This window comes from Maritalea sp. YIW29, from assembly GCF_057219265.1.
On the sequence record NZ_JBXVVF010000001.1, the window covers coordinates 1,818,735 to 1,844,516 of the forward strand.

The 25,782-nt window shown below is 49.4% G+C and carries 25 protein-coding genes; 12 read left to right on the plus strand and 13 right to left on the minus strand.

The features are described from left to right. The first annotated feature begins 50 nt into the window (after positions 1-50). The 3 genes from AC2D8L_RS08805 to AC2D8L_RS08815 all read left to right on the plus strand — a co-directional run bounded on the left by AC2D8L_RS08805 (position 51) and on the right by AC2D8L_RS08815 (position 4,074). Entirely contained in the window at positions 51-2,084 is a 2,034-nt protein-coding gene (locus AC2D8L_RS08805) for a hypothetical protein (RefSeq protein WP_484685070.1), read from the plus strand. A gap of 173 nt (positions 2,085-2,257) precedes the next feature. After that, on the plus strand, positions 2,258-2,899 hold the full coding sequence (locus AC2D8L_RS08810; protein ID WP_484685071.1) for a glutathione S-transferase family protein: 642 nt from the start codon (positions 2,258-2,260) through the stop codon (positions 2,897-2,899). A 146-nt stretch (positions 2,900-3,045) separates the two neighbouring features. Then, on the plus strand, positions 3,046-4,074 hold the full coding sequence (locus tag AC2D8L_RS08815; protein WP_484685072.1) for an SH3 domain-containing protein: 1,029 nt from the start codon (positions 3,046-3,048) through the stop codon (positions 4,072-4,074). 180 nt (positions 4,075-4,254) lie between these two features. On the opposite strand, the gene AC2D8L_RS08820 is transcribed toward AC2D8L_RS08815, so the two are convergent. The 6 genes from AC2D8L_RS08820 to AC2D8L_RS08845 all read right to left on the minus strand — a co-directional run bounded on the left by AC2D8L_RS08820 (position 4,255) and on the right by AC2D8L_RS08845 (position 11,142). Then, positions 4,255-5,589, minus strand: a complete 1,335-nt coding sequence (locus tag AC2D8L_RS08820; RefSeq protein ID WP_484685073.1) for a hypothetical protein — start codon at positions 5,587-5,589, stop codon at positions 4,255-4,257. A gap of 394 nt (positions 5,590-5,983) precedes the next feature. Beyond that, positions 5,984-7,099: a carbohydrate ABC transporter permease gene (locus tag AC2D8L_RS08825; protein WP_484685167.1), complete on the minus strand. Its 1,116-nt coding sequence runs from the start codon at positions 7,097-7,099 to the stop codon at positions 5,984-5,986. A gap of 71 nt (positions 7,100-7,170) precedes the next feature. Continuing rightward, positions 7,171-8,169 (minus strand): carbohydrate ABC transporter permease, encoded by a 999-nt coding sequence (locus AC2D8L_RS08830; protein ID WP_484685074.1) that lies wholly within the window; start codon positions 8,167-8,169, stop codon positions 7,171-7,173. A gap of 110 nt (positions 8,170-8,279) precedes the next feature. Next, entirely contained in the window at positions 8,280-9,584 is a 1,305-nt protein-coding gene (locus tag AC2D8L_RS08835) for an ABC transporter substrate-binding protein (RefSeq protein WP_484685075.1), read from the minus strand. Between the two features lie 296 nt (positions 9,585-9,880). Next, positions 9,881-10,573: an MOSC domain-containing protein gene (locus AC2D8L_RS08840; RefSeq protein ID WP_484685076.1), complete on the minus strand. Its 693-nt coding sequence runs from the start codon at positions 10,571-10,573 to the stop codon at positions 9,881-9,883. A 17-nt stretch (positions 10,574-10,590) separates the two neighbouring features. Further along, positions 10,591-11,142, minus strand: a complete 552-nt coding sequence (locus tag AC2D8L_RS08845; RefSeq protein ID WP_484685077.1) for a MarR family winged helix-turn-helix transcriptional regulator — start codon at positions 11,140-11,142, stop codon at positions 10,591-10,593. A gap of 84 nt (positions 11,143-11,226) precedes the next feature. Between AC2D8L_RS08845 and AC2D8L_RS08850 the strand changes: the two genes are divergently transcribed. Continuing rightward, positions 11,227-11,976, plus strand: coding sequence for a hypothetical protein (locus AC2D8L_RS08850; RefSeq protein ID WP_484685078.1), 750 nt, complete (start codon positions 11,227-11,229; stop codon positions 11,974-11,976). A 115-nt stretch (positions 11,977-12,091) separates the two neighbouring features. After that, a complete protein-coding gene (locus tag AC2D8L_RS08855) occupies positions 12,092-13,186 on the plus strand; it encodes an ATP-dependent DNA helicase (protein WP_484685079.1) in 1,095 nt (364 codons plus the stop codon). 62 nt (positions 13,187-13,248) lie between these two features. Here the strand turns inward: AC2D8L_RS08855 and AC2D8L_RS08860 are convergent, their stop codons facing one another. Then, positions 13,249-13,575, minus strand: coding sequence for an antibiotic biosynthesis monooxygenase family protein (locus AC2D8L_RS08860; protein ID WP_484685080.1), 327 nt, complete (start codon positions 13,573-13,575; stop codon positions 13,249-13,251). 103 nt (positions 13,576-13,678) lie between these two features. On the opposite strand from AC2D8L_RS08860, the gene AC2D8L_RS08865 reads away from it, so the two are divergent. Next, complete coding sequence (locus tag AC2D8L_RS08865; protein WP_484685081.1) at positions 13,679-14,407, plus strand: helix-turn-helix transcriptional regulator; 729 nt, start codon at positions 13,679-13,681, stop codon at positions 14,405-14,407. 721 nt (positions 14,408-15,128) lie between these two features. Here the strand turns inward: AC2D8L_RS08865 and AC2D8L_RS08870 are convergent. The 3 genes from AC2D8L_RS08870 to fsa all read right to left on the minus strand — a co-directional run bounded on the left by AC2D8L_RS08870 (position 15,129) and on the right by fsa (position 19,147). Further along, positions 15,129-16,931, minus strand: a complete 1,803-nt coding sequence (locus AC2D8L_RS08870; RefSeq protein ID WP_484685082.1) for a P-loop NTPase fold protein — start codon at positions 16,929-16,931, stop codon at positions 15,129-15,131. A 456-nt stretch (positions 16,932-17,387) separates the two neighbouring features. Next, on the minus strand, positions 17,388-18,446 hold the full coding sequence (locus tag AC2D8L_RS08875) for an Mrp/NBP35 family ATP-binding protein (RefSeq protein ID WP_484685083.1): 1,059 nt from the start codon (positions 18,444-18,446) through the stop codon (positions 17,388-17,390). Between the two features lie 47 nt (positions 18,447-18,493). Then, positions 18,494-19,147 carry a fructose-6-phosphate aldolase gene (gene fsa / locus AC2D8L_RS08880; protein ID WP_484685084.1) on the minus strand — a complete coding sequence of 218 codons (654 nt, stop codon included), beginning with the start codon at positions 19,145-19,147 and terminating at the stop codon, positions 18,494-18,496. A 190-nt stretch (positions 19,148-19,337) separates the two neighbouring features. On the opposite strand from fsa, the gene AC2D8L_RS08885 reads away from it, so the two are divergent. From AC2D8L_RS08885 to AC2D8L_RS08895, 3 genes are all read left to right on the plus strand, one after another. Further along, a complete protein-coding gene (locus tag AC2D8L_RS08885; RefSeq protein ID WP_484685085.1) occupies positions 19,338-19,856 on the plus strand; it encodes a hypothetical protein in 519 nt (172 codons plus the stop codon). Positions 19,857-19,977: 121 nt separating this feature from the next. Continuing rightward, entirely contained in the window at positions 19,978-20,400 is a 423-nt protein-coding gene (locus AC2D8L_RS08890; protein WP_484685086.1) for a GNAT family N-acetyltransferase, read from the plus strand. A gap of 97 nt (positions 20,401-20,497) precedes the next feature. Further along, positions 20,498-20,893, plus strand: coding sequence for a toxin-antitoxin system YwqK family antitoxin (locus AC2D8L_RS08895; RefSeq protein ID WP_484685087.1), 396 nt, complete (start codon positions 20,498-20,500; stop codon positions 20,891-20,893). A 115-nt stretch (positions 20,894-21,008) separates the two neighbouring features. Here the strand turns inward: AC2D8L_RS08895 and AC2D8L_RS08900 are convergent, their stop codons facing one another. After that, the gene (locus tag AC2D8L_RS08900; protein WP_484685088.1) at positions 21,009-21,446 is read right to left on the minus strand and encodes an Lrp/AsnC family transcriptional regulator; all 438 of its coding nucleotides are present in this window, start codon (positions 21,444-21,446) and stop codon (positions 21,009-21,011) included. A gap of 159 nt (positions 21,447-21,605) precedes the next feature. Between AC2D8L_RS08900 and AC2D8L_RS08905 the strand changes: the two genes are divergently transcribed. Continuing rightward, a complete protein-coding gene (locus AC2D8L_RS08905) occupies positions 21,606-22,673 on the plus strand; it encodes an ornithine cyclodeaminase (protein ID WP_484685089.1) in 1,068 nt (355 codons plus the stop codon). A gap of 59 nt (positions 22,674-22,732) precedes the next feature. Here AC2D8L_RS08905 and AC2D8L_RS08910 read toward each other — a convergent pair whose 3' ends face one another. Further along, positions 22,733-23,404: a glutathione S-transferase family protein gene (locus AC2D8L_RS08910; RefSeq protein WP_484685090.1), complete on the minus strand. Its 672-nt coding sequence runs from the start codon at positions 23,402-23,404 to the stop codon at positions 22,733-22,735. A gap of 88 nt (positions 23,405-23,492) precedes the next feature. On the opposite strand from AC2D8L_RS08910, the gene AC2D8L_RS08915 reads away from it, so the two are divergent. Together AC2D8L_RS08915 and AC2D8L_RS08920 are read left to right on the plus strand one after the other, a co-directional pair. After that, on the plus strand, positions 23,493-23,921 hold the full coding sequence (locus AC2D8L_RS08915) for a MarR family winged helix-turn-helix transcriptional regulator (RefSeq protein WP_484685091.1): 429 nt from the start codon (positions 23,493-23,495) through the stop codon (positions 23,919-23,921). Continuing rightward, the gene (locus tag AC2D8L_RS08920) at positions 23,918-24,433 is read left to right on the plus strand and encodes a P-loop NTPase family protein (protein WP_484685092.1); all 516 of its coding nucleotides are present in this window, start codon (positions 23,918-23,920) and stop codon (positions 24,431-24,433) included. Before AC2D8L_RS08915 ends, AC2D8L_RS08920 begins: the two co-directional genes overlap by 4 nt. Before the next feature lie 45 nt (positions 24,434-24,478). Here AC2D8L_RS08920 and AC2D8L_RS08925 read toward each other — a convergent pair whose 3' ends face one another. Then, positions 24,479-25,666 carry an amino acid aminotransferase gene (locus AC2D8L_RS08925; protein WP_484685093.1) on the minus strand — a complete coding sequence of 396 codons (1,188 nt, stop codon included), beginning with the start codon at positions 25,664-25,666 and terminating at the stop codon, positions 24,479-24,481. Positions 25,667-25,782 lie beyond the last annotated feature (116 nt).

Genomic DNA, 25,782 nt, shown 5'->3' on the forward strand with positions numbered 1-25,782 from the left:
TGCTGATTTCCTGCTGATTAACGAATATTTGGCACACAGAAGGGCTGAGCATGAAGACTTTCGTTGGGAGACGCCTAGGATCAGTTTTTGCCACACTTTTTGTCGTCGCGGCGTTCAGCGCGGCGTATGCCGAAAGCACAGATTTTTTTGGTGGCATAAATGATGACGATTCCAATGAATTCACTTTGGAAATCGAAGGTTCTGAAGAGGTCGTTGAGCCGGATGACTTAATCACATTTGATGCGCTGAAAGTTACCACAATCGGCGCACAGATCGCAGAAAACCTACCCGATCTAAGAAATCCTGATTTAGTACAGTCGCGCGAAGTTCGAACCAATGACCGGATCATGCAGGGGTCGGTGTTAAACTTCTCTTTGCGGATCAACGGGCCATACGAGAAGAACTGGCTACGACATGCGCTACTATTCAGTTCAGTTTCCAACCCTGAGAACAAACTCTCCGACGACGTGCTTTACGAACTTGGGGAAAGTGAAAATTTGAGTCTAAATTGGAAGCGCACGACGCTGGAAAACTTGATTTCTTATGCTCAGCTTCCTGCTCCAGTACCATTTAACCGGTCAGCCGCTGTCGATGGTTATAGTGATTTTCGTGGCGACTTGCGGCTTCACACCGCTCATTTGCAGCCTGGCACATATCAAATGTATGTGAGTATCTACAGATCCGTTGGGGATGAAACCGTCGAAAATGATGTTCAAACATTCAATTTCGTTGTTGTTGATGCCCCGCTATCCTTGGTCGCGGACCTTCCATCATCTGTTGCAAGTTTTGACGAGAGCAAATCGGCTCAAAATGTTCGATACCCGGTGATGCTGTCAGACTGGGCCGTTCCGCCACTAAAAGCGGTGATGGAAGCAGAAATCCCTGGCATTACGCTGGATTATGGTGAGGTTTCCGCCGAATTAGATGGCAATATGTTCGATGTATTGCTTATGCCGCGCCAAACATATGTAGGCGACAACGCTGGATTGACCATACGCGTGCAAGATGGCTTGGGCCGCAGTGTTAATCTGTCTCACCATTTGACCGTAATTGATGGAACAAGTGGGCAAATCCAAGTTGATATGCCTTCAATGGTCGAAGCTGGCGATGTCATCTACGGCACAGTTACTTATCCTGATGGTTTTGTGCTTGTAAAACCTCCTCGAATTGGAGACCCCAACGGGTTTGAATGGACATCGTCAGATTACACCGATTTCAGAATTTCAATAAAAGAAGAAGGCGTGCACCATCGCCGCCTTTTCGCAATAGTGGCGCGCGGTCAAATGGCGGGGCTCGATTATGAGCCCGTCCTAACGTGGAAACGCGAATTTGAGGTGACTAGCAACGATCTTATCTTCGACCCAGAGGCACTTGAGCGCGCGGCAGAGGAACGAAGAGCAAACGCTGAAAATATCCGAAGCGCATTTTCCGAACTAATGATTGGCGACGGTTCATCACATGAGGACACGGAAACGCAGAGTGATGAGATATCTTCTGGGATGTTTGAAATAATTAGTACTGAGACTTTTGAAGGCGACGCTGAGGACGAAAATGAAGGATTGTCATCTGACGTATTCGAGATCATCAGTACAGAGACATTTGATGATGAAACCAATAGTAGTGACACCTCGTTCAGCAGCACATCTTCAGGTGGCCTACATTATGTAGGCAGAGATGGCCCCGCCTTGAATGGTCGTACAGACACAGACATGGAAAGCATATGTGGCGTCGCCATCGACGGAACGGCCTTCCAGTACTCCGACAAAATTTCGACTTCTGGGTGGTGGCTAACAAGCTACGATCAAAATTGGGGAAGAGGCGACTATGGCGATTATGGAGGGTGGATCACACTTCTGCAGGTTGGCACCCCGGGCTTTTCGGGTGGGGAGACGTACGAGCAGTGGAACGAAATGCAGTTTTTCGCGGAGGACTGTGTCCTTAGTTCAGAAACTATCCCGCAGTCAGACACAACCAGACACGAATATAAATACTATTCCAACGGTGGCAGGAAGTCGGTTGTGACTGCAACCAGAGAAATTAACTGGGACCGCGCTGGCAACGTAACTTACGATTCCAGTCAGTGACAAAAAGGGGCAGACGCCGTTTAGTTATATGATTTTCGGTAATGAGAACACTGTGCTTGGGCTGGAGCAATTCAGCCTTCGCAAGCCTGCCGCTCTGTTAGCTCTCCAGCTCAATCCAATTCCTTGTGCAGGCACGAAGAGCCGCATAAGTTCCAATTAAGCAGGAGGTGCGTATGGAAAAATTGACGCTTTATGGTCAGCGTGGATGGGGTTCGGTTGTGGTGGAAGCGCAGTTGGCGTGGTACGGCATCGAATATGAATTCATTCAAGTTGGGCATTTGTTTGAAGATGAGGCGGCACGAGCGCGGCTGGTGAAGATTAACCCCAGATGTCAGATCCCCACCCTTCAATTGGCTGATGGCCAGGTGATGACTGAAATTGGCGCGATCACGCTTTGGCTAGCAGAACAACAGACAAGCGACGAATTGGTGCCTGCCCCACGTTGTGCTGAACGGCGCGAATTTTTGCGGTGGTTGTTCTATATGGCGTCCAGCATTCACCCAACTTACAATTATGTTGATGATCCGGCGCGGTTCGTTGATGACGAAAAAGCGCGCGCGCAATATGAGAACACGGTCAATGACTTTGCCAAAAAGCTCTATGGCATTTTGGAGGAACATATTGCTGCCCCCTATATGTTGGGGGATCGGTTTAGCGCATTAGACATTTACATTTGCGGCATGATCCATTGGAGCCCAGGGCGAAATTGGTATGAAGCGAACGCGCCCAAAATGGTAGAAATTGGCGAAAAAGTACAGAAAATGGGTCGTCTAGACGCTGTTTGGCGGGAAAATTATCCCAATGATTATAAATAGATAATCGACAAATTCACCTTCAAATCCCAAAACTGAACCGATTGTGAACGTAGATGTTCAGGAACGGTTCAGTCCGAATTTGATTACCTAATGACATCGAGGGGGCTCGATTTTAGGGCATCAAACAAAGATTGGGATTGAGGAACATGAAAAATTTACAAGCAACATTAAGCATCGTTATCGCCGCCACAGCATTGGCTGCATCAGCAGGCGCAGCTTGGGCAACACAAGCACAATCGACCACAGCATTAAATGTACGCTCTGGTCCGGGCGCATCGTTCGGCGTGTTGGACACGCTAACACCAGGCGAAGTCGTTGACGTCAACGAATGTGCGGAAAATGGCTGGTGTTATGTCGAACATGAGGGCCCAGACGGTTGGGTCAGCTCAAACTATTTGCAGCCTGTCGCCAGCGGCGGTGGATCATCATCTGACCCAGATTGTGGGTTCTCGTTCACCATGACACCGAGCGGTCCAAGCCTCTCGATCAAGTGCGGTGACACAGAAGTTGCAACACCACCACTAACACCCACACCAACGCCTCCGCCATTGGGTAACGTGGCCTGCTTTTATACCGGCGCAAATTTCACCGGCTCAGAGTTCTGCCATGGACCGGCAACACTTAACACGCTTGATGCAACGTTTAACGACAATATCGCATCAGTTAAACTGCACGGCACAGCCAAAGCGAAACTTTGCCGCAATGCCAACATGAGCGGCATATGCAAAACCTATGTGAATTCAAAATCTAGCTTGCCAAACACAATTCGCAACAAAGCGTCTTCAGTTCGGGTGTTCACAAATATTGTGCCAGTGCCCGTAGTGCCAGTGACCCATTCAACTGGTCCTATTAATCTGAAACAGACATTTTCAGCTAACTTGGACAATGGTGCAACTGCCGGTGCAGGAAGAGACATTTGGTACCGTGCAGTGAACCCAGCGCAAAAATATATCAAGCCAATCAATGGCGCGAAAATCGCCGTGGGCGACAAATCAAACCGGGGCTATGCGGGTTGTAAAGCAGAAACCTTCTCTGCCAACCAAGTTTCCATCTGGAGCATCCCTGTTGGTTCCTACATCTGCGTGAAAACCAATAAGGGCCGTATTTCCCAGTTCCGCGTAAACGGCTATGCGGGCACTACAATGAAAATTGGCTACACGACTTGGAAGAACTAGGGTTTTAAACCCAACTGTGAGCGTTCCAAGTGGGAGAGGCCCGGCAAATTGCCGGGCCTTTTGGTTTGAGCCGATCTTTGTGCCGACTTCTACTTAGAGCCCAAAGTTGGTTGTTCGAGTACTAACTGAGTGTTGTCGTTTCCGGCCCAAAGCTGCCGTTCGCGAAGAGGCAAATGCGCATTAAACTTCAAAGTCTTCGGCGTCCTCTGCAAGACCACTAGGTGAAACATCCTGACCGCTTTTGCGCTCCGCCCTGATCTGTGGGGGTTTACGCACCCAGGTGGAAAGGTTGGCGCCTGTTTCGCCATAGAAATATGGAACTACCTGCTCCAATTCTGAAATGAAGTTCACTTGTTGAGTGAACTTTGCTCCCAGTCGTTCGGAAAGAAAAACATGAAATCCATGGGGAGCAAGATGTTCCTTGCCTTTGGCCGCCAGTTCGGGGTCTGCGCGCAAGTCTGTGACCGAGTGTTGGGTTGCTTCGCTTCCGCCGGGCCAGAGTAATCGAATAAAAAGTTCATCTGTTCGATCAGTTTTTATTTGTCGCAAAAGCCAATTCAGGCGCGCTTTTGTCGTCTTCTTGTCATCAGGAGCTCGTAATGTCATACCAACCGCAAGTGTACGTCGCATGATATCAGCCGTTACATCGAGTGTAGCGGCGGCATTGGGCACTACAAGACTGCACTTTAGGCAGTGCGCTTCACGCAATTCATTCAGCTCGTCTTTTTGTCTTTGTACGGGCTTTCCAATGTGCTTTCTTGGTAGTTTTTCTGTAACAGTCATACCAGTCATTCTGCTCAAGATCATTGATAGATCGCGCGTCTCTTGATGCCAAGCCTCTAATACCGTCTGTGCCATCGTAGATTTTGTTGGTACTGCGCCACCACTTGAGACAAGCTTGTTCAATTCGGACCATTCTTTTGGCATCCGGTTGAACCCCTTAACTCCGGCGCTTTCATGGGTCAGAAACCGGCGTAGTTCGTTGAGAAGCAACAATTGGTCGACATCTGCGACATTTTCTCCAGATATCAGTAGGTCGGCGGTCGTGAGAATATGCATCCACGACCAGTGAAACACGGGTATCTTTGAACGGCTCCTGCGAACGACGTCAAGAGGATGGCTTTCTGGCGACGTTGCAAACTGGTTGGATATCGAGATGACACAGTCTATATCGTTTTCTTTCGCAAGCGCTCGGTATCGTTCGATTTGATCGGGGTCCAATTCATTGGTACCAACTTTAGCCTCGACGAGTGCGCGCCAGTATCGCCCTCCAACTTTTATAGAAATCAAACCATCCGGACGTTCTTTGATGGAAGCTGGTTGCCTGTGTAAAACGACTTCTGTGTAAGTTTCTACAACCGCGCGTTTGCCAACCCTTTGACCTACAGATGCTAATAGTCGCGAACCAAACTCATCTATCTTGCCGAGGCATGCCAACACGATTGATGTCGTCCGACCCTCTTTTGAAGTAGTTGAAAGAACGGGAAACAATCGCGCAGATTCGCCTTGTTTCAAATATTCTGGCAGCTGTTCAGCGCCCATGATCGCCTCCTCAAAACCCTAAAGTATTACTTGAACAGTGAAACAGATAGCAGATCGCATGGTCAACAGTTATGCGCATATTTGATTGTACAGAATCCGTGCAGTGCGGCGTCACGGCCCAAAGCGGACATTCGGTACCTCGTTTTTTTCTCCAGCAGTTTTGTCCGCAAAGCAGGCACAACTAAATCATTGACGTTGCTTCGCGAAGCCAGGAGATTTGGTCGTGCTAATTTAGATAATGAACGGAATTGTGAATGCATGGACCACGAAACGCCCTAGTCGACTAAATCGCCGTCGCACCATGGACCCTCGGGTCAAGCCCGAGGGTGACGAAAGTGGGATGTTTCAGATAGGGTTTGCCAGTCCCTTACTTCACAGACCCAGCCAACAAGCCGCGCACGAAGTAACGTTGAAGTGAGAAGAACACAATCAGCGGCACTAGAATGGAAATGAACGCGCCGGAGGTGAGGATTTCCCAGTTGTCGCCGCGTGAGCCAATCAATTCGCGCAAGCGTCCGGTCAGCACCAATTCATTGTCCCCAGCACCCAAGAATACCGTTGCCACCAGCAAATCGTTCCAAACCCAAAGGAACTGGAAAATCGCAAAGCTGGCCAATGCGGGAAAGGAAAGCGGCAAGACCATGGTGGTAAAAATCTTGAAGTGGGATGCACCATCCATGCGGGCGCTTTCCATAATTTCCTTGGGCAAACTCGCCATATAGTTGCGGAGCAAATAGATCGCTAGCGGCAGGCCAAACCCAGTATGGGCGAGCCAAATGCCGAGATAAGATTTCGCCTCAACGCCAAACAGTGGCGCAACGCCATTGTAGAGTTGGAGAATTGGGATAAGAGACATTTGCAGCGGCACAACCAAAAGGCCGACCACGAGTGCCACGAGCCACCCTCGGCCTGGGAACTGCATCCAGGCCAAGGCGTAGGCTGCAAAAGCCGCGATTAGAATCGGGATGATGGTTGCAGGAATAGTGACGGTGAAGGAATTGACGAATGACTTATCAATGCCTTCTGACGTAAGCACTTCTTTGTAGTTTTCCAACGTGAAACGCGGTGGAATTTGCGCGACATATAGCACACGTTGACCCCGCTTCAGGTCAAACTCCGTTGTTGACACCCAACGATATGACCCATCCGCGTTAACGGTCAGCTCGCCACCGGCTTTGGGCACAATCGCGGTGCCCACGGGGTTGTCGCGAAAGGTTTTATTGGTCAAACCGAAGGCGGAAATAGTGCGGCCAACTTGATCTTCGTCGAGCAAGTTACCAGAAATCACATATTGGCCGTTCTCTAAAACCTGCGCGTCGGCGGCAGCGGTTCGGCCGCCATCCGTTCGCTCAGTCGTCGTAAGCGCTGACCACCAACCGGACACCGTTAGTTGGTCTTTATCCCGCACGGAGGACACCAACAGCCCAGCGGTCGGCAGCGTCCATAGGATCACCAGCGCGGCCAACACTATGTGGGTGATCATTTTTGACCAATCCACTTTAGCAAGTGAGAAAGAAGGTTTTGCTTGCATATCAGCAACTGCAACATCGGCCATTATCGTGTCCCCTCTTCTTTGTTGGCTTCACGAATATTCCAAATCATAATCGGCAGCACCGCGATCATAATCACCAAAGCTATGGTCGACGAACGTCCGAAGTCGACGCCGCGCGTCAACCAGTCGAACATCAAGTTTGCTAAGACCTGTGTGTCCCATTGGCCATTGGTCATGGCCAACACGATGTCGAACACTTTGAGCACCACAATGGTGATCGTGGTCCACACCACAATGATGGTGCCAAATATTTGCGGGATCATGATGGTGAAGAATATTTGCAGATCGTTCGCGCCGTCGATGCGGGCGGCTTCTAGCGTTTCTTCGGGGATGCCGCGCAAAGCAGCAGACAGGATGACCATGGCAAACCCGGTTTGAATCCAGATCAGGATCAACATCAAAAAGAAGCTGTTCCACAATGGAATTTGCAACCATACTTGGGGCTCAAACCCCAGGCCTTGAACGATGGCATTCAATATACCAATCTGCTCTGAGCCACCGCTTCGATAATCATAAACGAATTTCCAGATGACCGATGCGCCCACGAACGAAATCGCCATGGGCATGAAAATGAGGGACTTCGCGATATTGCCCCACCATAATTTATCGGCCATCACAGCAACTATTAGACCGAACACCGTTGCGCCAATTGGCACGATAATTAGCCACAAGAGATTGTTGAACACGGACTGCAAAAAGTTAGGGTCTTGGAAAGCCCAGATGAAATTGGCGAGACCGATGAAACTTTGTCCGCTTGAGTCATTGAGGCTAAGCCAAACCGTCGCGAAAACGGGATAAATGAGATAAAGCGAGAGGAAGAACAGCGCAGGAAAGAGGAATATCCAAGGGCGAATGGATGTGCGCAAACCATCATGTTTTGAGGAGTTGTTTTCGCCACCCAATAGCCGGTCTAAAACCCAATTGCTGCCCCAAAAGTACAAGACACAAACGCCAACGCCAATAACAACAGTAAAGAGCGCGCTTAGCACTTGATCTAACATGTGGTCCCCCTCCCAAAGATTCCGACATAGATTAATCTGTTTCGTGCACATTGTGAGCACGAACAGCGAATGGGCACGTTAGCACCCATCCGCGAGTTTGTTTGATCGATTTATTTGATCGCGTCCCAGCTATCCTGAATTTCTTTGGCCACGTCAGCAGCAGGTTTGCCGCCAGCATAATCAACCATGCCTGTCCAGAATGAACCCGCGCCAACAGCACCTGGCATTAAGTCTGATCCGTCAAAACGGAATGTTGTTGCGTTGAGCAAGATACGACCTTGGCCACGCAAGCTGTCATTTGCATATTTAGCAAGATCGACACCTTTGTGTGGGGTCAAAAACCCGGCGCGTGCCATCCAAATTTCATGCGCTTCAACAGACTGTAGATATTCAATCAGCGCGTGCGCACCTTTTGACTCGTTGGTGATGGCAAACAATGTACCTGCACCCAAAACAGGTTTTCCAAGATCCTTGCCCGCATAGGCTGGGAAGTAGAAGAAGTCTGCGTCCGTGCCCAGTTCTGTGCCTTCTGGGAAGAAGGATGGGATGAACGAGGCTTGACGGTGCATGTAGCATTTTGGTGGCACCGAAAATAGGCCTTTAGGGCTATCACGGAAGTCTGTCGCTGAAACAGCTGCAGCGCCGCCATCTACCCAATCATCATTGCGGGCAAACTTACCAAACTCGTCAATCGCAGCAACAACGCTCGGATCGTTAAACGGGATCTCGTTTTTCACCCACTGGTCATAAACATCAGGAGATTGTGTGCGAAGCATCATGTCTTCAACCCAGTCGGTCGCAGGCCAACCGGTCGCACCGCCTGAACCTAGGCCAATACACCAAGGTGTGCCGCCATCGGCAACGATTTGATCGCTTAGCGCATGAAGATCTTCCATTGATTCTGGAACAGAATATCCGGCGTCCTCAAAGTTTTCTGGCGAATACCAAACAAGGCTTTTCACATCGACTTTGTAGAAGAAGCCATAATGTTGTGGATTGCCATCCGCGTCAGCGTATGTGCCAAGATCTACCCAAGACTGCCCGGCCGCGTAATTGTCTTTTACCCAAGCCGCTGTTTCACTAGCGAGTGGAGTGAGCAAGCCTTTTGACGCCAAATCGGATGCTAAGCCGGGTTGCGGGAAAATCGCAACGTTCGGCGCAGAACCTGCCTGACTGTCGATAACGATTTGCTGTTCGAAACTATCCGAACCAGCATATTCTACATTGGCACCTGTTGCTTCTTCAAACGGCGCCAACACGGCTTCGATATGGTCCTTATCGGCACCTAGCCACGGGCCAAACACTTTGATGGTTTCACCCTTAAGGTCCATCACATGGCTATCACCCAATGCTACCGCACCAGATGCCAGCAAAAGCACTGCAGCTGAAACTCCAGAAATAAGATTTTTATTCATGCATTCCTCCCGTCGCATGTCGAGCATTGCTCTTCATATTTTGTCTCACCCAATCAATTTACGTCTTGGTTGCCGATCTCGTTTCTAACGATTTTGGTTCGATTTGCATCTTTTCCAAAACGTTTTGGAAACTCGGCCCATTTCCACGCGATTGATGGTTCCCCTTTAGGCTGACATATCTTTTGCGACTTGCCAACAAAAAATTGCGCAAACTCGAAATGAGCGAATAGATCAACTATTTCAGCTATTTGTCCAGTTCTTGGCTCAACAGATGGCAAAATTATTCAAGTCGATTTTCAAGATACGCCGGCCAAACGTGGCGTTTGATCTTCAAACGGTTCGCGATTTGCACGCTTGAAAAAGGATTGGCGCCAATTGCTGGCCAACTCTACAATTTGCGACAGGTCTTTAGCGATCAGCGGGTCCAATTTCTTGTTGAAGCGCGCAGAAATAAGCCGATCCATTGGCCAGTTTTCGTGAAGCCGCTCGATCAGTTCAAGTTGGTCGCCGACCTTCACTTCTCCCTGCTGCAGAACCCGATAATACCAACCGGTACGGCCCGAATTTTGCAGATGAATTGCCATGTCAGGTAAACGCGTATGCATATTGAGTTTCCAGCACGGTTGCCGACCTTGCGAAATTTGTACGCGTGCAGTGCCAAGGGAGAATATGTCGCCCAAACAGACATCTTTTTCCGTAATGCCTTCTGTGGAAATATTTTCGCCAAACCCACCGGCTTTAAAAGCAAATGACGTGTCGAACTTTTGTGCTAGCCATGTCGAATAATGGTCTGACGGGTAGTGATGAACCGCTTTTTCTGGACCACCGTGAACACGTGCGTCTGCCTGCTCATCAATTACAAACCCAGTTTCAATGAGCTGCTCAGTTCTGTTGGCAGCAAACTTTGCTATGGCACTCGGTGGTTTACCGGGCCAACGCTCTTTTGCTTTCCCCACAAAGAGCCCCAAAACTTGCGTATTTACAGTCATAAAATCACTTTCAATATTCAAGCTGCAGCAGCATGTTCATGGCAGATTTCATCAATTTCATCTTGTGCCAATTCAACCTTGAGCAATCGACAGTATGGTCGACCATCTTGCCGGTTGTGATGCTTACAGCTTTTACAAACCCCAAAACTCTTCGCGCCTTTTGCGCTCAATGTTTTATGCAACACATTACTTAACAGCTCTGCAATATAAGCAGCATCTTTTTTGCTCAATTGCTCAATTGATTGATCTATTTGGGTCTCAATTTGCAGGTACTGTTCAGCGGTATCATTCACGTCATAACGTATCGATCGCTTGTCATTTAACGAGCGCACTTCTGAGATAAATCCCTTTTTTGCCAACGCCTTAAGAGATTGGGACGTGGTGCCACGTGTGGCACCCAAAAACTGTGCGACCTGCGATGGTGCCCGCGAATATTGGTTCGCGCGCCCCAAATATTTCAGCGCGGCAAGCTGCGCCGGATTGAGGTCATTTATCCACAATTCTGATTGTTGAAGGCGCGCCAAGCGTTCCAACAAATCACCGATTCGGTTTTTGTCGTCTTTTTGCATATCAATTCAATAGCGAATCGAAATTAATATTGCAATAGTTTCGACTCGCTACTATAAGCATTCCATCAACCAAAGGAGAATGTTATGAAAATCAAATTTGCCTCATTGGTCTTGTTGGCAGGGTTTACTGCGCCAGCAACAGCGGATGGCGTTCATGCGCATAAAATGGACGATGCGATTAAGTCGGGAGTATCTGAAAGCACGTTAGCGTCGTTTGATATTTTAGCCGCTCATGTACATTTGGAGGGACGAACAGCCACATTTCACATGACGACAAACGGAATTGCAGGCGCCGACAAACCTGTGCCAGTTGGAGACTTAGCCGACGCACCAGTCCATGCCTATGTGTGGCCAACTTCGCTGGACCCATCAGTCGTTGGGTTTGAAAGTGGCACTGGCATTCTGGCCCTCGCTGCAACCAGTCACCCGGATTTTGGCGACACACCGCTTTATGACGAGAACAACGACGGCGACTTGGCCAATGATGGGAACGAATGGCACTCCCATTGGGTCGTTCTTACGCCATCTGATGCCTGTGGCGAAGACGCTTTAAGCGTTCGCGATATTCCTGAGGGAGCAACACCTCGGCTGCCCCTCACCTGGCCAGGGCTGCCGCTATTCATTGATAGTCCAGGATACACCCCGCAATTTACCGACGCTGAAGTTGTCGTAAATGTTCCATTTGCAAATGCTGAGATCATCTCAGGTGCCCAATATGATGGCGTGACCTCGGCTCTAAGAGTGAATGCTAATCTTCATGCACCGCTATTGTGCGTAACGGACGTTTTTGATGTGGCATCGGGCGACTTAAGCCTGCCCGGTATAGTCAAATAACAACTGATCCGGCGAGAAATCGCCGGATCTAACTATTGAAGACAATTTGCATTGGATCGAATCTTTTGTGAGCACTATGCTCGCAATGGTAAGTTCCAACCTGAGAAATTCCTTCATGCAATGGTCCCCTCAACAAGATGAAGCGCTAAAGGCCGTCGATGCATGGCTGAACGATAAAAATGGCGCTCAAATTTTTCGCCTGTTTGGCTGGGCCGGAACCGGAAAATCAACACTTGCCGTTCATTTGGCAAAGAATGTGGGCAGCGTTGTGTTCGCCGCCTTTACCGGCAAAGCTGCTTTGGTAATGCGGCGTCGCGGGTGTGAAGGCGCTTCAACCATCCACAGCCTCATCTATAAGTTTGTTGATGACAAACAGGGTAACCCGCAGTTCAAGCTCAATAATGATAGCGACATAAATGACGCAGACTTGATCGTGATCGACGAAGTATCCATGGTTGGCCAGCAACTGGCAGAAGATTTATTGTCATTCGGCGTTAAAATCTTGGTATTGGGCGATCCATTTCAATTGCCGCCAATCAATGACACCGGCTATTTCACCCAGGCGGAACCAGACTTCATGCTCACCGAAATTCATCGGCAGGCGGCAGACAATCCAATTGTTCGATTGTCGCTGGAAATTCGGGAAAATGGCCGGCTTGATTACGGGACTTACGGACAATCTAAGGTGGTGCGCAAGAGCGAAGTCAACCGTGAGGAGGTGCTGGGCACCGATCAAATTCTATGCGGGACCAACGCCACTCGCATTTCTTACAATGACCGGGTACGTGCGCTGAAGAACCTACCGCCGCAGGAACCGGTCGTCGGCGACCGGCTAATTTGCCTGCGCAACAACCACAAGAAACAGCTGCTCAATGGCCAGCTTTGGATTGCGGAAGACGTCATTTACAAAGGCTTGGGTGTGTTGGAAATGGTACTGAACCCGGACGATGCCGGTGACCGCACCAACCGCGCGAACATTGAGACCCACGAGAAATTCTTCCACGGCAAAGAAGAAGAGCTGGGCTGGGGTGAGCGGCGCAAATATGACGAGTTCTATTTCGGCTATGCCCTCACCGTACATAAAGCCCAAGGCAGCCAATGGGACAATGTTTACCTGTTTGACGAAAGTTGGGCCTTCCGCGAAGACCGCGCGCGGCATTTATATACGGCGGTTACACGGGCGGCGGAGCAGATTACGGTGGTGCGGTAGCACTTTCCGAGCCAACAGCCCGGCGGGCGCATCTGCGCCCGCCGGGATGTATTAGGACGAGCCTAGCCTTTTGCAGAGCTCTGCACGATTGGGTGGTGTTCAATACCGGCCATAGGTGCTTCTGGATCAATTTTCATATGCGAAAAATACTGACCGGCAGCTTGGGAAGTTTGCGCGGCTGCTAGCACTGCGCCGATATCTTCCTGGCTGCGCCACAAGACGACGTTAAAGAAACAGCCTTCGCCCTTGCGGACCACGTCACGGCGAATGAAGCCGGGCTGCTGTTCAAGAAATTCATTCTGAAAGGCTTCTGAAGCTGCAAGGAAGTCGGCTTCGGTTGAGGTTGGAGCCACGTAGATGGTTGCGAGTTCTAAGATTTGATTGGTCATGTTGTCCTCTTGAGGTTGATCGTTTGGGGTTGATCGTTGCGATGACCATCGTTTAAATCAATAATATGACATATTGTGACATATTTCATGCGAAAGTATGCAAATGAAGATTTTATCTCGCTTGGAACGATTAGATCGGCTGGAAAGCTGGCTGAAATCCGATGATGTATTGATCCTTCGTGATGCCGCGGCGGAACTAGGTGTCTCGTTGCGAACCATTCACAGGGATCTTGACCTGTTGCGAGATCGCGGGGTGCCAATTGAAGCCGAGCGTGGTCGTGGTGGCGGCGTCCGTGTGTCAACCGGTTGGGGGATCGGGCGTGTAGCACTGACAAGGATGGAGGCGCTCGATCTGCTTGTTGGGCTAGCTATTGGTGACGTGTTTCAGAGCGCATTTCAAATGGGACATTCTGGCGCGATAAGGCGCAAGCTGATGGGGACATTTTCCCACGCCGATCAGCGAAAAATTGCAGAGATGCGTCGCCGAGTGCGCTTGGGGCAGTTGGTTTCCAAAGCAACCGTTGAGAGCTTTGTCAAACCCGATGAGCAAATCGGAGACAGGGTCAAAAGTGCCTTTGCTTTGAACCGTGTCTTAGAAATGACTTATCGGGATGGGCAGGGTCGCAAAAGCGAACGCGCCGTCGAAATTCACTTTCTTATTTTGAGCCCGCCAATTTGGTACGCGATCACTTGGGACCAAACCCGCAATGATTTCCGCAATTTCCGTTGTGACCGCATGGAACGCCTCAACGTAACAGACCTGTCCTTTACGCCCCGCCCCTGGGCAGATTTTGCTGACGCCATGAAAACCAACACGACCCGCGAGGTCTGATCCGACCCTATCGACAACCCGTTCAGTGCAACGTTGCTAAGGAATTCATCGTGCATGTTGAACGCGTTCGAACCTGACATTGGTTCGGCGGAGCAGATAAATTTGATGCGGAGAACGGACCTATCCCCGCCCGGGGATTATCGTGCAGGGTGAACAAATAAATGCAGTTGTGCGAGGCGTTTAAGATCTCGTCTTGGTGTTTTGTATAAAAATTTGAGACGTTAAGCGCCTCGCACTGATGGCGGCTGCACACATTCATCATCACCCCGGGGAGCTAAACCCTTCTATCCCCTTAATCCGCGTCTTGAAACCGTGATTGAGATCCGCATTTGCGTTTCGGTTCAACATTTAAGAATGGCAACCAACCATTGACGACTTACAACTGCCTTCGGTGTCAGACTGGAAGATGATAAATAGCGCGAGCCAGAACCGTCTTCTGACCCGGCCACCACTTTCACTTTATAGTCCTATGCTCACTATTTATGACGCAAAAACTTCACCACCTCTTGCTCGTCAGCACCCTGCAGCGGTTTCAAATGAAAGCACCCACAATGTGCCACAAGTTCAGCCGACCGAGGATAAGTTTTTGTGGTGCGCTAATCAGGAAACCTTTGGTTCAACGGCCGCTTGGCGGACAAAGCGACTTTACGTCTGGCGCGAACGAAGTCTAGGCAAACTCGGTTTAATAAGCTTGCTTTTAGTTCTATCATCCGGCTCAGTCCTATACACCATCGTCCGTATTAAATCTCCAATGAAAACCAAAAAACCATTCCATCTGAACCTTTTCGAGCGGCCCCGCTTTTTCGGCCAGGTCGATAAGGTTCGACTTTACCTTTTTCGCCCAATTTAGTTCCTCTGAATCAGTTTCTGGGCGGTTTCGTTGCGCCAGCTCTTCCAATTGGGCGCCAATTGCCTCTGATTTCCCAGACTTAACGTAGTCGAAGACGGTTTTGGCAAATTCGTTGGCATCGAGGACTTGGAGGATAGCTGTATCATGGTAACTAGAGCGGTTTTGCCAAGAGAATTCACTTCTAAACGCATCCAAGTCATCGCGTAGAAGATTCAACAGTCGCCTAGCCTCATTTGGACGAGAATTGTTGAAGGCCTCAAGTTGAGCATTTCTCATCGCATCAAGAAGCGGTCGCGTCAGATCATCAAGTTTGAACGAGTACCCCCCAAAGGAAAACGATCCATTTTCAACGTTCCAGCCAAAGTCGTTCCCGTATGCAGCTTCAGGGATATTGTCACTTTCAGCCAGAGCATTAATTCGATCTCTGATTCTTTTTGCTATTATATCAGAAGCTTGAGACTCATATTTGGCTAACGAGACAACGTCATGCGCCAAATACAGATATGGTCCGGGTTCAATCTTCTCTGTCTCGAAGACGTATTGCAGCGCTTTCTTATGGGATGCAATGAGTTCGGCATGGGACATTTTCCGCCACTTTACAAAACGACGCCACAACGGGATTTCTTGCTTACCAGCGAACTGCCCAGTCGCGCGGAGTTTTTCGTTTATCTTGTTAGGTTCCTCAAAACCGATTCCGATCAGCGAAATCCCTAAGTCAACTGGCATGATGGTGGCGGCATTTCCTGCATATATTTCAGCGTGTGGGTGCCGCTGGTGACACTCGAAGAATGGGTTAGACTTTTCTCCCTCATCAGGCTTGATAAGGCATTTATAGTTGGCGCGGTCGGGTAACTGCTCAGGCTTGATTTCGTTTGTTGCAATTGACATCGCGAGAACCAAATAGGTGCGGACGAACCGGCTCATAGCATCCGCAGATGCGATTATGTCTTCATCCAGTATATCAATCACCCGCCCACAATCATGCAAGCACTGTCGCAGAACCCTTAGGTTGCAGTGAATCTCCGCGGAGAACACTTCGGACACCAGTGCTTTGTTGGACTTGAGCCACTTTTTCCCATTGCCGTCGGGCATTGCAGAGATAAACTTCGGAATTGCGTTGCGCGCATCGGCCACGATTCGGACGGTTCGACCAACGACCTTTTCTTTTCGTGATAGAAAACCATCACGTTTCTCTCCATTATCATCTCGTTCGATGAATGCGCAAAGAACAACATTCTTTGACTGGTGTTCTACAAACTCGTTGATCAATCCCAAGAGTTCGCCGGAGGACATTTCGCATCGTTCAACATCATCAAAGATCAAGAGATCGGGCAAACTGCTAATCATTCGGTCTTCAATAGCGTCCTTGAGGAGACTGCCGATATTACCTATCTTCGCGACTTTTCCAATGGCATCGCCCAACGCTCCTGCAGCCTCAGTGAGCTTAGATTCAGAAGTCGTGGCGAGTAGCGCTCGTCGAAACGAACTTCGATCGGATACCCCATTTAGTGTGACATAGCGCGCCTTTTCGTTGGAAAGGAGATCTTTGAACTCATTTTTCACCAAATGGGTCTTACCCGCACCCCAGGGAGCTTCAATCATAATTGCGTACCCAGGCTCGCTGATATCTACATACTCTTGAAGAGTACCGATTGCCGCTGTATTCTGATCCAAATTTGGTTCCTCTCTTGCTTCGCATTTAAGTGCAAAGTGAAGCGCTGCGCTAATTTTAGCCACACTGTTGTATGTTAATAGTGCCGTGACCATTAGTTCTTAGCAACATTGAACTGTTCCGGTGCTAACGTCACCTACTCTAAGAACAGAGAAGCCCATCAGTGTCACATGTTTGCACGAACATTCGGCAAAAATACCGACCAGTTCTAGCGAACGCTTGCATTATACTCAACTTATGCAGTGATACGCCCGTATATGGGCGGCTCGGACACAGAATTTCTTGATTTTGAACAATTTCAAAGCTCCTAGTTGGGCTCTAAGCTGCCAATCGGATATCCGTGTGCAATTTAATACTTCAAGGAGTGGCGAACTAATAGTCAACCCCGGATCAAGTCCGGGGTGGCCAAAAGGAAATGCGTGCTGTCGCCAAGAGGCATTCCCGCACTTGATGCGGGATCAGCCAACCACCTCAGCAATGTCCAAAAACGCCTTTGCTTCAGCGCTGTCTGGTGCGGTGGCAACAATTGGCGTGCCGGCGTCTGAGCGCTCGCGGATATCCATGTGCAGTGGAATGCCGCCAAGGAAAGGTACGCCGAGTTTTTTCGCGGTTTCTTGAGCGCCGCCGGAGCCGAAAATGTCTGACCGTGTGCCGCAGGATGGGCAGAGAAAATAGCTCATATTTTCGACAATGCCCAAAATGGTCACTTTGGTGCGGGCGAACATGTCGATGGCTTTTTTCGCGTCGATGAGTGCCAAGTCTTGCGGGGTAGACACCACAATTGCGCCGGTTAGGGGCACTTGTTGGACAATGGAGATATGCACGTCGCCGGTGCCGGGGGGCAGATCAACCACGAGCGTATCAAGATCGCCCCAGTCGGTTTCGCGCAGCAATTGACGAAGGGCAGAGGTAGCCATAGGGCCACGCCAAACGACCGCTTGGTCGCCTTCAAGCATGGAGCCAATAGACATGACTTTTAGGCCATAGGCTTCGTGGGGGGCGAAAATGCCATCGTCCCGCATGGCGGGCTTGCCTTCTAGACCCAGCAGTTTAGGCATGGATGGGCCGTAAATATCCGCATCCAAAATACCAACTTTTTGCCCTTTGGCTTGCAATGCTAACGCAAAGTTTACAGCAGTTGTGGATTTGCCCACCCCGCCTTTACCCGACGCGATGGCGATGATGGATTTGATGCCTTTTACCGGCTCTTTTGGTGGCGGGCCGGGTTGGCGCGGCGCAGCGGTGGCTTGTGCTTTTTGCGCAGCGGCGCGGTCCGACGTCACCGAAATCATGACCTTGCGATCACCTGCAATTTCGGCCACGGCTTTTTTAGCCTGTTCTTGCACCGGGGTAAAAGATGCCTCTAACCCCGGGGCAATGGTGATGGCGAACGCTACGGCGCCTTTTGTGATGATGATGTCGCTTAGACCACCATAGGTGGCAAGTGGCGCACCGCCGGGCAATTGCACGTTCTGCAACGCATCACGCACCTGTGCTTCTAAAGCTTTATCGCTCATCGCTATTCCATTCGCTTGGTCGTTGTTCAACTAAAGTAGTTATTCAACTAAAGGATTTTTTGGCCGGTTGATGCCCAGTCTTTCACAAAGGCTTCTAGGCCTTTTGCGGTCAATGGGTGTTCAGCCAATTTGCGGATAACGCTTGGTGGGATGGTGGCCACGTCAGCACCTGCCATCGCACTATCTGAAACATGGTTCGCAGAGCGAATAGACGCCGCAAGAATTTCAGTTTCATATCCGTAATTGTCATAGATGGTGCGGATATCTTCGATCAGCTGCATGCCGTCCAAGTTGATATCGTCCAAACGGCCAATGAATGGTGACACGTAAGTCGCGCCAGCTTTTGCAGCGAGCAATGCTTGATTTGCGGAAAAGCACAATGTGACATTGGTTTTGATGCCCTTGGAAGTGAAGTACTTGCAAGCTTTCAAGCCGTCCATGGTCAATGGCAATTTGATGACGACGTTCTTGGCGATTTTTGCCAAATGCTCGCCTTCAGCAATCATGCCTGCATATTCAGTTGAGGCAACCTCAGCAGAAACTGGTCCGTCTACAATGTCGCAAATTTCTTTAACAACTTCGAGGAAATCGCGACCTGATTTGGCGATCAAACTTGGGTTGGTTGTAACACCGTCCAAAAGACCGGTCTCGTTGAGTTCTTTAATGTCTGCAACTTCTGCAGTGTCGACGAAAAATTTCATGGCTCACCTAATTTGATTGTGGCGTCAAAAGTTGGGTCGTTGTCTCACAATTCGCCCCTTAACCGCAAGGCACAATAGATGCCTATTTGCCTTTGCGACGATGTGCAACATAATGGAAGTCAAAAATTTTATCAATTAGTCAAATTTTTGATTGATTGCGCATGTTCGCCAGTTCGGGTAGCACTGCCCCATGCAAGATCAATTGGCAAAAATCAGCTTAGAACCAGACTGCAACAACTGCGCCGCCTATTGCTGCGTGGCGCTGGCGTTCGACAAATCGGAGATGTTTGCCTATGACAAGCAGGCCGCTGAACCTTGCAAGCATTTGGACGGCCATCACGCCTGCACAATCCATGAAGATTTGAAAGATCAAGGCTTTCGCGGCTGCGTACGCTACAATTGTTTTGGCGCGGGACAACGTGTGACCAATGAGATTTTTGCGGGTCGTTCTTGGCGTGATCATCCCGATGAAGCGCGAGAGATGTTTGATGCCTACCGGGCGATGCAAAAGGTGCACGAGTTTTTGGCGTTGCTGGCGGAAGTGCGCAAGCTAGGGCTGGATAAACGTCAATCAAAACAAGTGGATATGTTCGAGCAAAAACTCTCCCCTAACCCCATCTGGACAAGTGAAACCCTCGCCACCTTCAGCCAAAGTGGAGCATATGACGACATGCGTGACTTTTTTAAGGGACTGAAGGACAAGCTCTAGGTTTTGATGCCAAATTGTCACGTTTGAGCGCAGATTAGAATCCGCTGCATCTTGGCCGCTTGCATTCGCCAAAAACTCAAATAGGTTTTTTAAAAACTGATGCTTTTTGGGAGCGAAAAAAATGTTGCAATATAAACTTGGCGCCGAAGCCATCGATTGGCCCTCCCTCTACTCACTTTATGAAGCGACGGACGGCGTTATAGGTCTTGCGAGAAAGAAGCAACATCAAAAAATCAAAACCGCATTTGAACAAAGCTACAAAATCGTCACAGCTTGGGACGGCGAGAACATTGTCGGAAGCGGTAGATTGATCTCGGACGGGGTCTGCTATGCGTGGGTCCACGATGTGGCTGTCCACCCTGACTATCGCCGACAAAATGTTGGCAGCGATCTTATGCGAAAACTCGTCGAAGGCGAAGACCAGCTGCTCATCGGCCTAACCTCTTCCTTCGAGGCGGTGGAGTTTTACAAAAGCCTTGGCTTCAAAAAACACAAAACTGGGATGGCAAAATATCCAGGGAACTCTATCTATTTGGAAGACTGATTTTATCGGCATTTTTGCCTGATACGCAATTGATCATCCTTGAGGTCATCGAAACATCGTCCGAATCCAAAAACTAATCAACCTGGAAGGCGACACAATGAAAGATATTTCTGGAATCGATGAAGACGGCAATCCCAAGAATGGCCCTTTCGAGCTGTTCTTCAAAAATGGTCTGGTGTCTTGTCGAGGTGAAATTGACAATGGAAAGAAATCTGGGAAGTGGCAATATTTCCTAAATAACGGGCAGATGCAGTCCTCTGGCTACTACAGGGGTGGAAAGATTGTTGGTCGATGGGAATGGTTTTACAAAACAGGTGATCCACGCGGTACGGGCGGTTTCGACGATCATGAGCAAAAACATGGTGAGTGGACGCGATACCACCCGAATGGTCAACTCTGGGACGTAGGTCATTTCGAGCATGGAAAGAAGAAGGGCACTTGGAAGGTTTACGATGTGGCTGGTGAACTGGTGAAAACGCAAACTTTCAAGTAACAAACCCCGTGGGCTGAACGGCACTGCCGCCCTGCCCCCACGACCATCTTGCAGATGGTTTGGGGATCATCCGCTTGATGTTCAACAAGGCCAATTTTGAGGGAAAGACCCCTCCTCAAACAGAACTCAACAGTAAGTTCGTTTCAGAATTCAAGATCCCGTCAATCATGCGGACTTTGCGCAATACATTGTCGAACTCCGAAAGTGAGCCGGCGTGAATTTCGGCAATCAAATCCCAATTGCCGTTGGTGGAGTGAATGGTGTGCACTTCTGGAAAGCCGCGCATTTTACGGATGATGTCTGCGGTGGATTTGCCGACAATTTCAATCATCATCACCGCGCGGACTTTGTCGTTGTCATAGTCTTCCCGCACCCGCACTGAAAAACCGAGTAATGTGCCGGACGCCAAAAGCCGGTCGAGGCGATTTTGCACGGTGCCGCGGGACACTTTGAGCAATTCTGCCAACTTGGCTAATGATGCACGCCCATCTGAACGTAAAAGGCTCACCAATTCATGGTCGAGTGAATCAAGAATGTATTTATCTTGCTGCATGGCGCTCACTGTCAATTATTTCATATTTGGATGTAGATTTTAACAAGAAGCTGCCGATTTTTGCAAGCTTTTGCCATTTTAATTGAAATTTTCGCACGCTACACTCTGCCTTTCTTAAATTTGCTGCGCTAGCACAAACAAAGCTAAGGCCCCAGACCGATGAAATTTGCACCAAATTCGCTGAACATCGTCCCCTTCGTTAGTGTCGATCACATGATGAAGATTGTTCTGTCTATTGGCGTTGAAGAAATGCTTGAAGGCATTGCTCAATATGTTGAGGACGACTTTAAGCGCTGGGAACTTTTCGACAAAACGCCACGTGTGCCCTCGCACTCTGAAAAGGGTGTAATTGAACTGATGCCAACGAGCGATGGCGAAGTTTACGGCTTTAAATATGTGAACGGGCACCCAGCGAACACGAAAGCTGGTCTGCAAACGGTTACGGCGTTTGGCATGTTGGCAGACGTTGAGACAGGCTACCCTGTTCTTTTGTCTGAAATGACTATTTTGACGGCCCTGCGCACAGCGGCGACCTCTGCGGTTGCAGCCAAGCATTTGGCGGCAAAAGGCGCCGACACAATGGCGATGATTGGCAATGGCGCACAGTCTGAATTCCAAGCGTTGGCGTTCAAGACGATCTTGGGCATTAAGGAAGTGCGGCTTTACGATATTGATCCAGCCGCCACCGAAAAATGTGCGCGCAACTTGGCAGGCCGTGGGCTTAAAGTGGTCAGCTGCACATCCTCGCAAGAAGCTCTGGAAGGCGCGCAAATTGTGACGACCTGCACAGCTGACAAGCAGTATGCGACCATCCTAACCGACAATATGGTTGGTTCTGGCTTGCACATCAATGCGATTGGTGGGGATTGCCCGGGCAAAACGGAATTGCACAAAGACATTCTGCTTCGTTCAAGCATTTTTGTTGAATATCCGCCGCAGACCCGCATTGAAGGCGAAATTCAGCAATTGGATGATGATCATCCGGTAACTGAACTGTGGGAAGTGATTACGGGCAAAGCAAAAGGTCGCACCAGCGAAGGGGAAATCACGCTGTTTGATGGCGTCGGATTTGCGACAGAAGACTTTTCTGCCCTACGCTATTTACGCGACAAATATAAAGCGACTGGTTTCTACGAAGATCTCGATATGATCGCAGACCCTGATGATCCACGTGATCTATTCGGTATGGTGCAACGCGCGGCAAAACCACAAGAAGTGGCAAGCTAAACCTGCAATGCGAATTTGAAAAAAGTTGGGCGAGGGAAACATTCCCTCGCCCATTCTATTTAGGCTGCCTTTTTGTTCGCAATCAGCGACGCAAGATAGCCTTCTCTTTTCGTGATGAAGCCCAAAAACTGATCGTGGTAATCTGCCGGTGCGGCATCAATTACGCTTTGGCGGGCCAAAACTTTGTTGTGCCAAGTGCGCAGCGTTTCTGAGCCTTGGTAAAAGTCAAAATCACCAAGCGTTTCGATTGTTTTGATGTAGCGGAAAACCGTACCCCAAACGCCGTCAATGAGGTGGAACTGTTCGCCAGCGAAAAACGGACCATCAACTTGTTCTGCTACGCGGGCAAATTTTTCGACAAGTCCGAGACGTTTTTCTTCAAACTCTTCTGCCGTTTTGGCGGTATAAACACCCCAAAGTGCGGCCAGTGTTTGCGATGCAAACTCGATCCAAGAACGATGATTGGCCTTTTCAAGTGGATCGGCTGGGTGAAGTGAACCCTCAGTGACCTCGTCTAGATATTCGGCGATGACTTGGCTTTCAAACAAAATGTTGTCGTCAGCTTGCAACACAGGAACCTTGCCGAGCGGTGATAGTTTTAAGAACCAATCTGGCTTGTTTGCCAAATCGATGTCTACGCGTTCAAACGGAACATTCTTTTCCGCCAAGACGATCAAGGCGCGTTGAACATAAGGGCATAGCGGAAAGCTGATGAGTTTATAATTTGGCATTTCAATCTCCATTTACATGCAATTGCATCTAATTAGGCATATAGATATTGAATGTCAATGCATTTGCATCTATATTCACGATATGATGATGCCGAACAAAAATACACAAATGGCGTGGGCGCGACTTTTCCGCTCTCGCACAAAAGCCCATGACGCTGTGGAAGCCGCTTTGAAGGCCGCAGGATTGCCGCCGGTAACATGGTACGACGTCCTTTGGGAGTTGGAACAGTCAGACGAGTGTGGCCAAAGGGCGTACGAGTTGCAGCCAAAATTGTTGCTGCCACAATATGGTATGTCGCGCCTGATTAACAAGCTCGAAGCTGAAGGCCTCATAAATCGGCACAATTGCACCGAAGACGGACGCGGTCTGGTTCTCAGCGTCACGCAAAAGGGGCGAGATTTGCGCCAAAAGATGTGGGGCATTTATGGCCCGGCGATCCAAAAGGCAATAGGTGACAAGCTCACAAATGATGAGGCTGTTCAATTGGCTCAATTGCTGCAGAAATTGGCGGAATGATCAAAGTTAGCGTTATCGGCAATGCAGGAGGCGGGAAATCTCAAGTCTGCGATGCAATTGCCCGGGCCCATGAATTACCGTGCCATTCGATCGATAAGATGCAGTGGCAACCGGGTTGGGTGCCAACGCCAAGCGAGACGTTTAGAACCCAACATCAACATATTATTGAAAGTGAACGCTGGTTGCTTGATGGCTACGGACCATGGTCAGCGGTTATTCAGCGTTTGCATGCTGCGGACACAATCATTTTTATCGACCATCCGATTTGGGTGCATTATTGGTGGGCGACGAAGCGGCAAATCAAGTCACTGTTCATCGGGCGGCCAGATGGCCCTGAAGGTTGCCCAATGTGGCCCGTAACGTTCAGACTGTTTAAGATGATGTGGCAATTGCACAAAGAAATGCGGCCGAAGCTCATTAAAGAAATTCAACAACATGCATCTTCTAAACGCGTCATCCATATTCGTTCGCCACAAGAACTGAATGCGTTTTCGAAAAGTCTTGCAACCTAAAACGGGGCCCGAAGGCCCCGTGAAACAGACTGCAAATAAACGCCGTTAGTCGCGGGACAGTTCTGCCAACGCGTCTGCGAAAATGTCGATTTTGTCGACGCCAAGGCCAGCAATGTTCATGCGTGAATTGCCAACCATATATACACCATGGTCTTTTTTGAGTTTTGCAACTTGCTCGGCTGAAATGCCGATAAGCGAAAACATGCCCCGATGCTGGGCGATGAAATCATAATCCGCACTGTTTGAGCGTTTGCGCATGGCTTCGGCGAGGTTTTCGCGAATGGTCACCATGTGGTTGCGCACGTCGGTTAGTTCAGCTTCCCATTCTGCCCGCAAGTCGGCGTCAGCAAGAATGATGCGAACAATCTCAGCGCCGTGATCTGGAGGCATTGAGTAGTTTGCACGGGCAGCGCCCAACAATTGTGAAAACGTTATGTTTGCTGATTGCTCATCGCGACCGATAATCATCGCACAACCAACACGCTCGCGATAAAGACCAAAATTCTTTGAGCATGATGCGGCAACAGCCATTTCAGGCAATGTTGCTGCCAGTTTACGGACACCATAAGCGTCATCTTCAAGTCCGTCGCCAAAACCGAGATAGGCGATATCGACAAGAACAAATACGCCTGTTTCTTTGATAATGTCGGTTAGTACGTCCCACTGGTCATTCGTCAAGTTCGCGCCGGTTGGGTTGTGGCAGCAACCATGCAGCAACAGGATGTCGTCGCTGGTCATGTTTTTAACGGCGGCGCACATGTCATCAAATCGCACGTTGCGCTTTTCAGCGTCAAAATACGGATAGCTTGCCGTTTTAAGACCTGCTGCTTCCATCAAAGGAATGTGGTTTGGCCAGGTTGGGTCTGAAATGTAAACCGTTGCGCCGGGCTTCGCGATGTTGAGCAAGTCAGCGATCAAACGCAATGCGCCCGTGCCGCCGGGCGCTTGGGCTGCACGCACACGATCTCTTGAAATACTGTCGCCTAATACAAGGTCAACCATTGCATCATTGAACCCAACATTGCCGGCCATGCCGACATAGGTTTTGGTCGTTTGATCTTTCACCCGTTTGGCTTCCGCCTTTTGCACTGCGGTCATGATCGGCGTATTGCCGGTCGCGTCTTTATAAACGCCAACGCCAAGGTCGATCTTATTGTCGCGCTCGTCTGCTGCATATTCTGCAATCAGAGCAATGATTTTGTCTTCAGGTGCGGGTGATAGTTTTTCAAACATGACCTAATTCCGAGTTGTAAGGGGTTGCGCCAATATTGGCACAATATTTGTGTTAACCAGCGCATGTGTAACAAGCAAGTGATTTGCATGCGATTTTAGTTCAATAAAGACTGTTA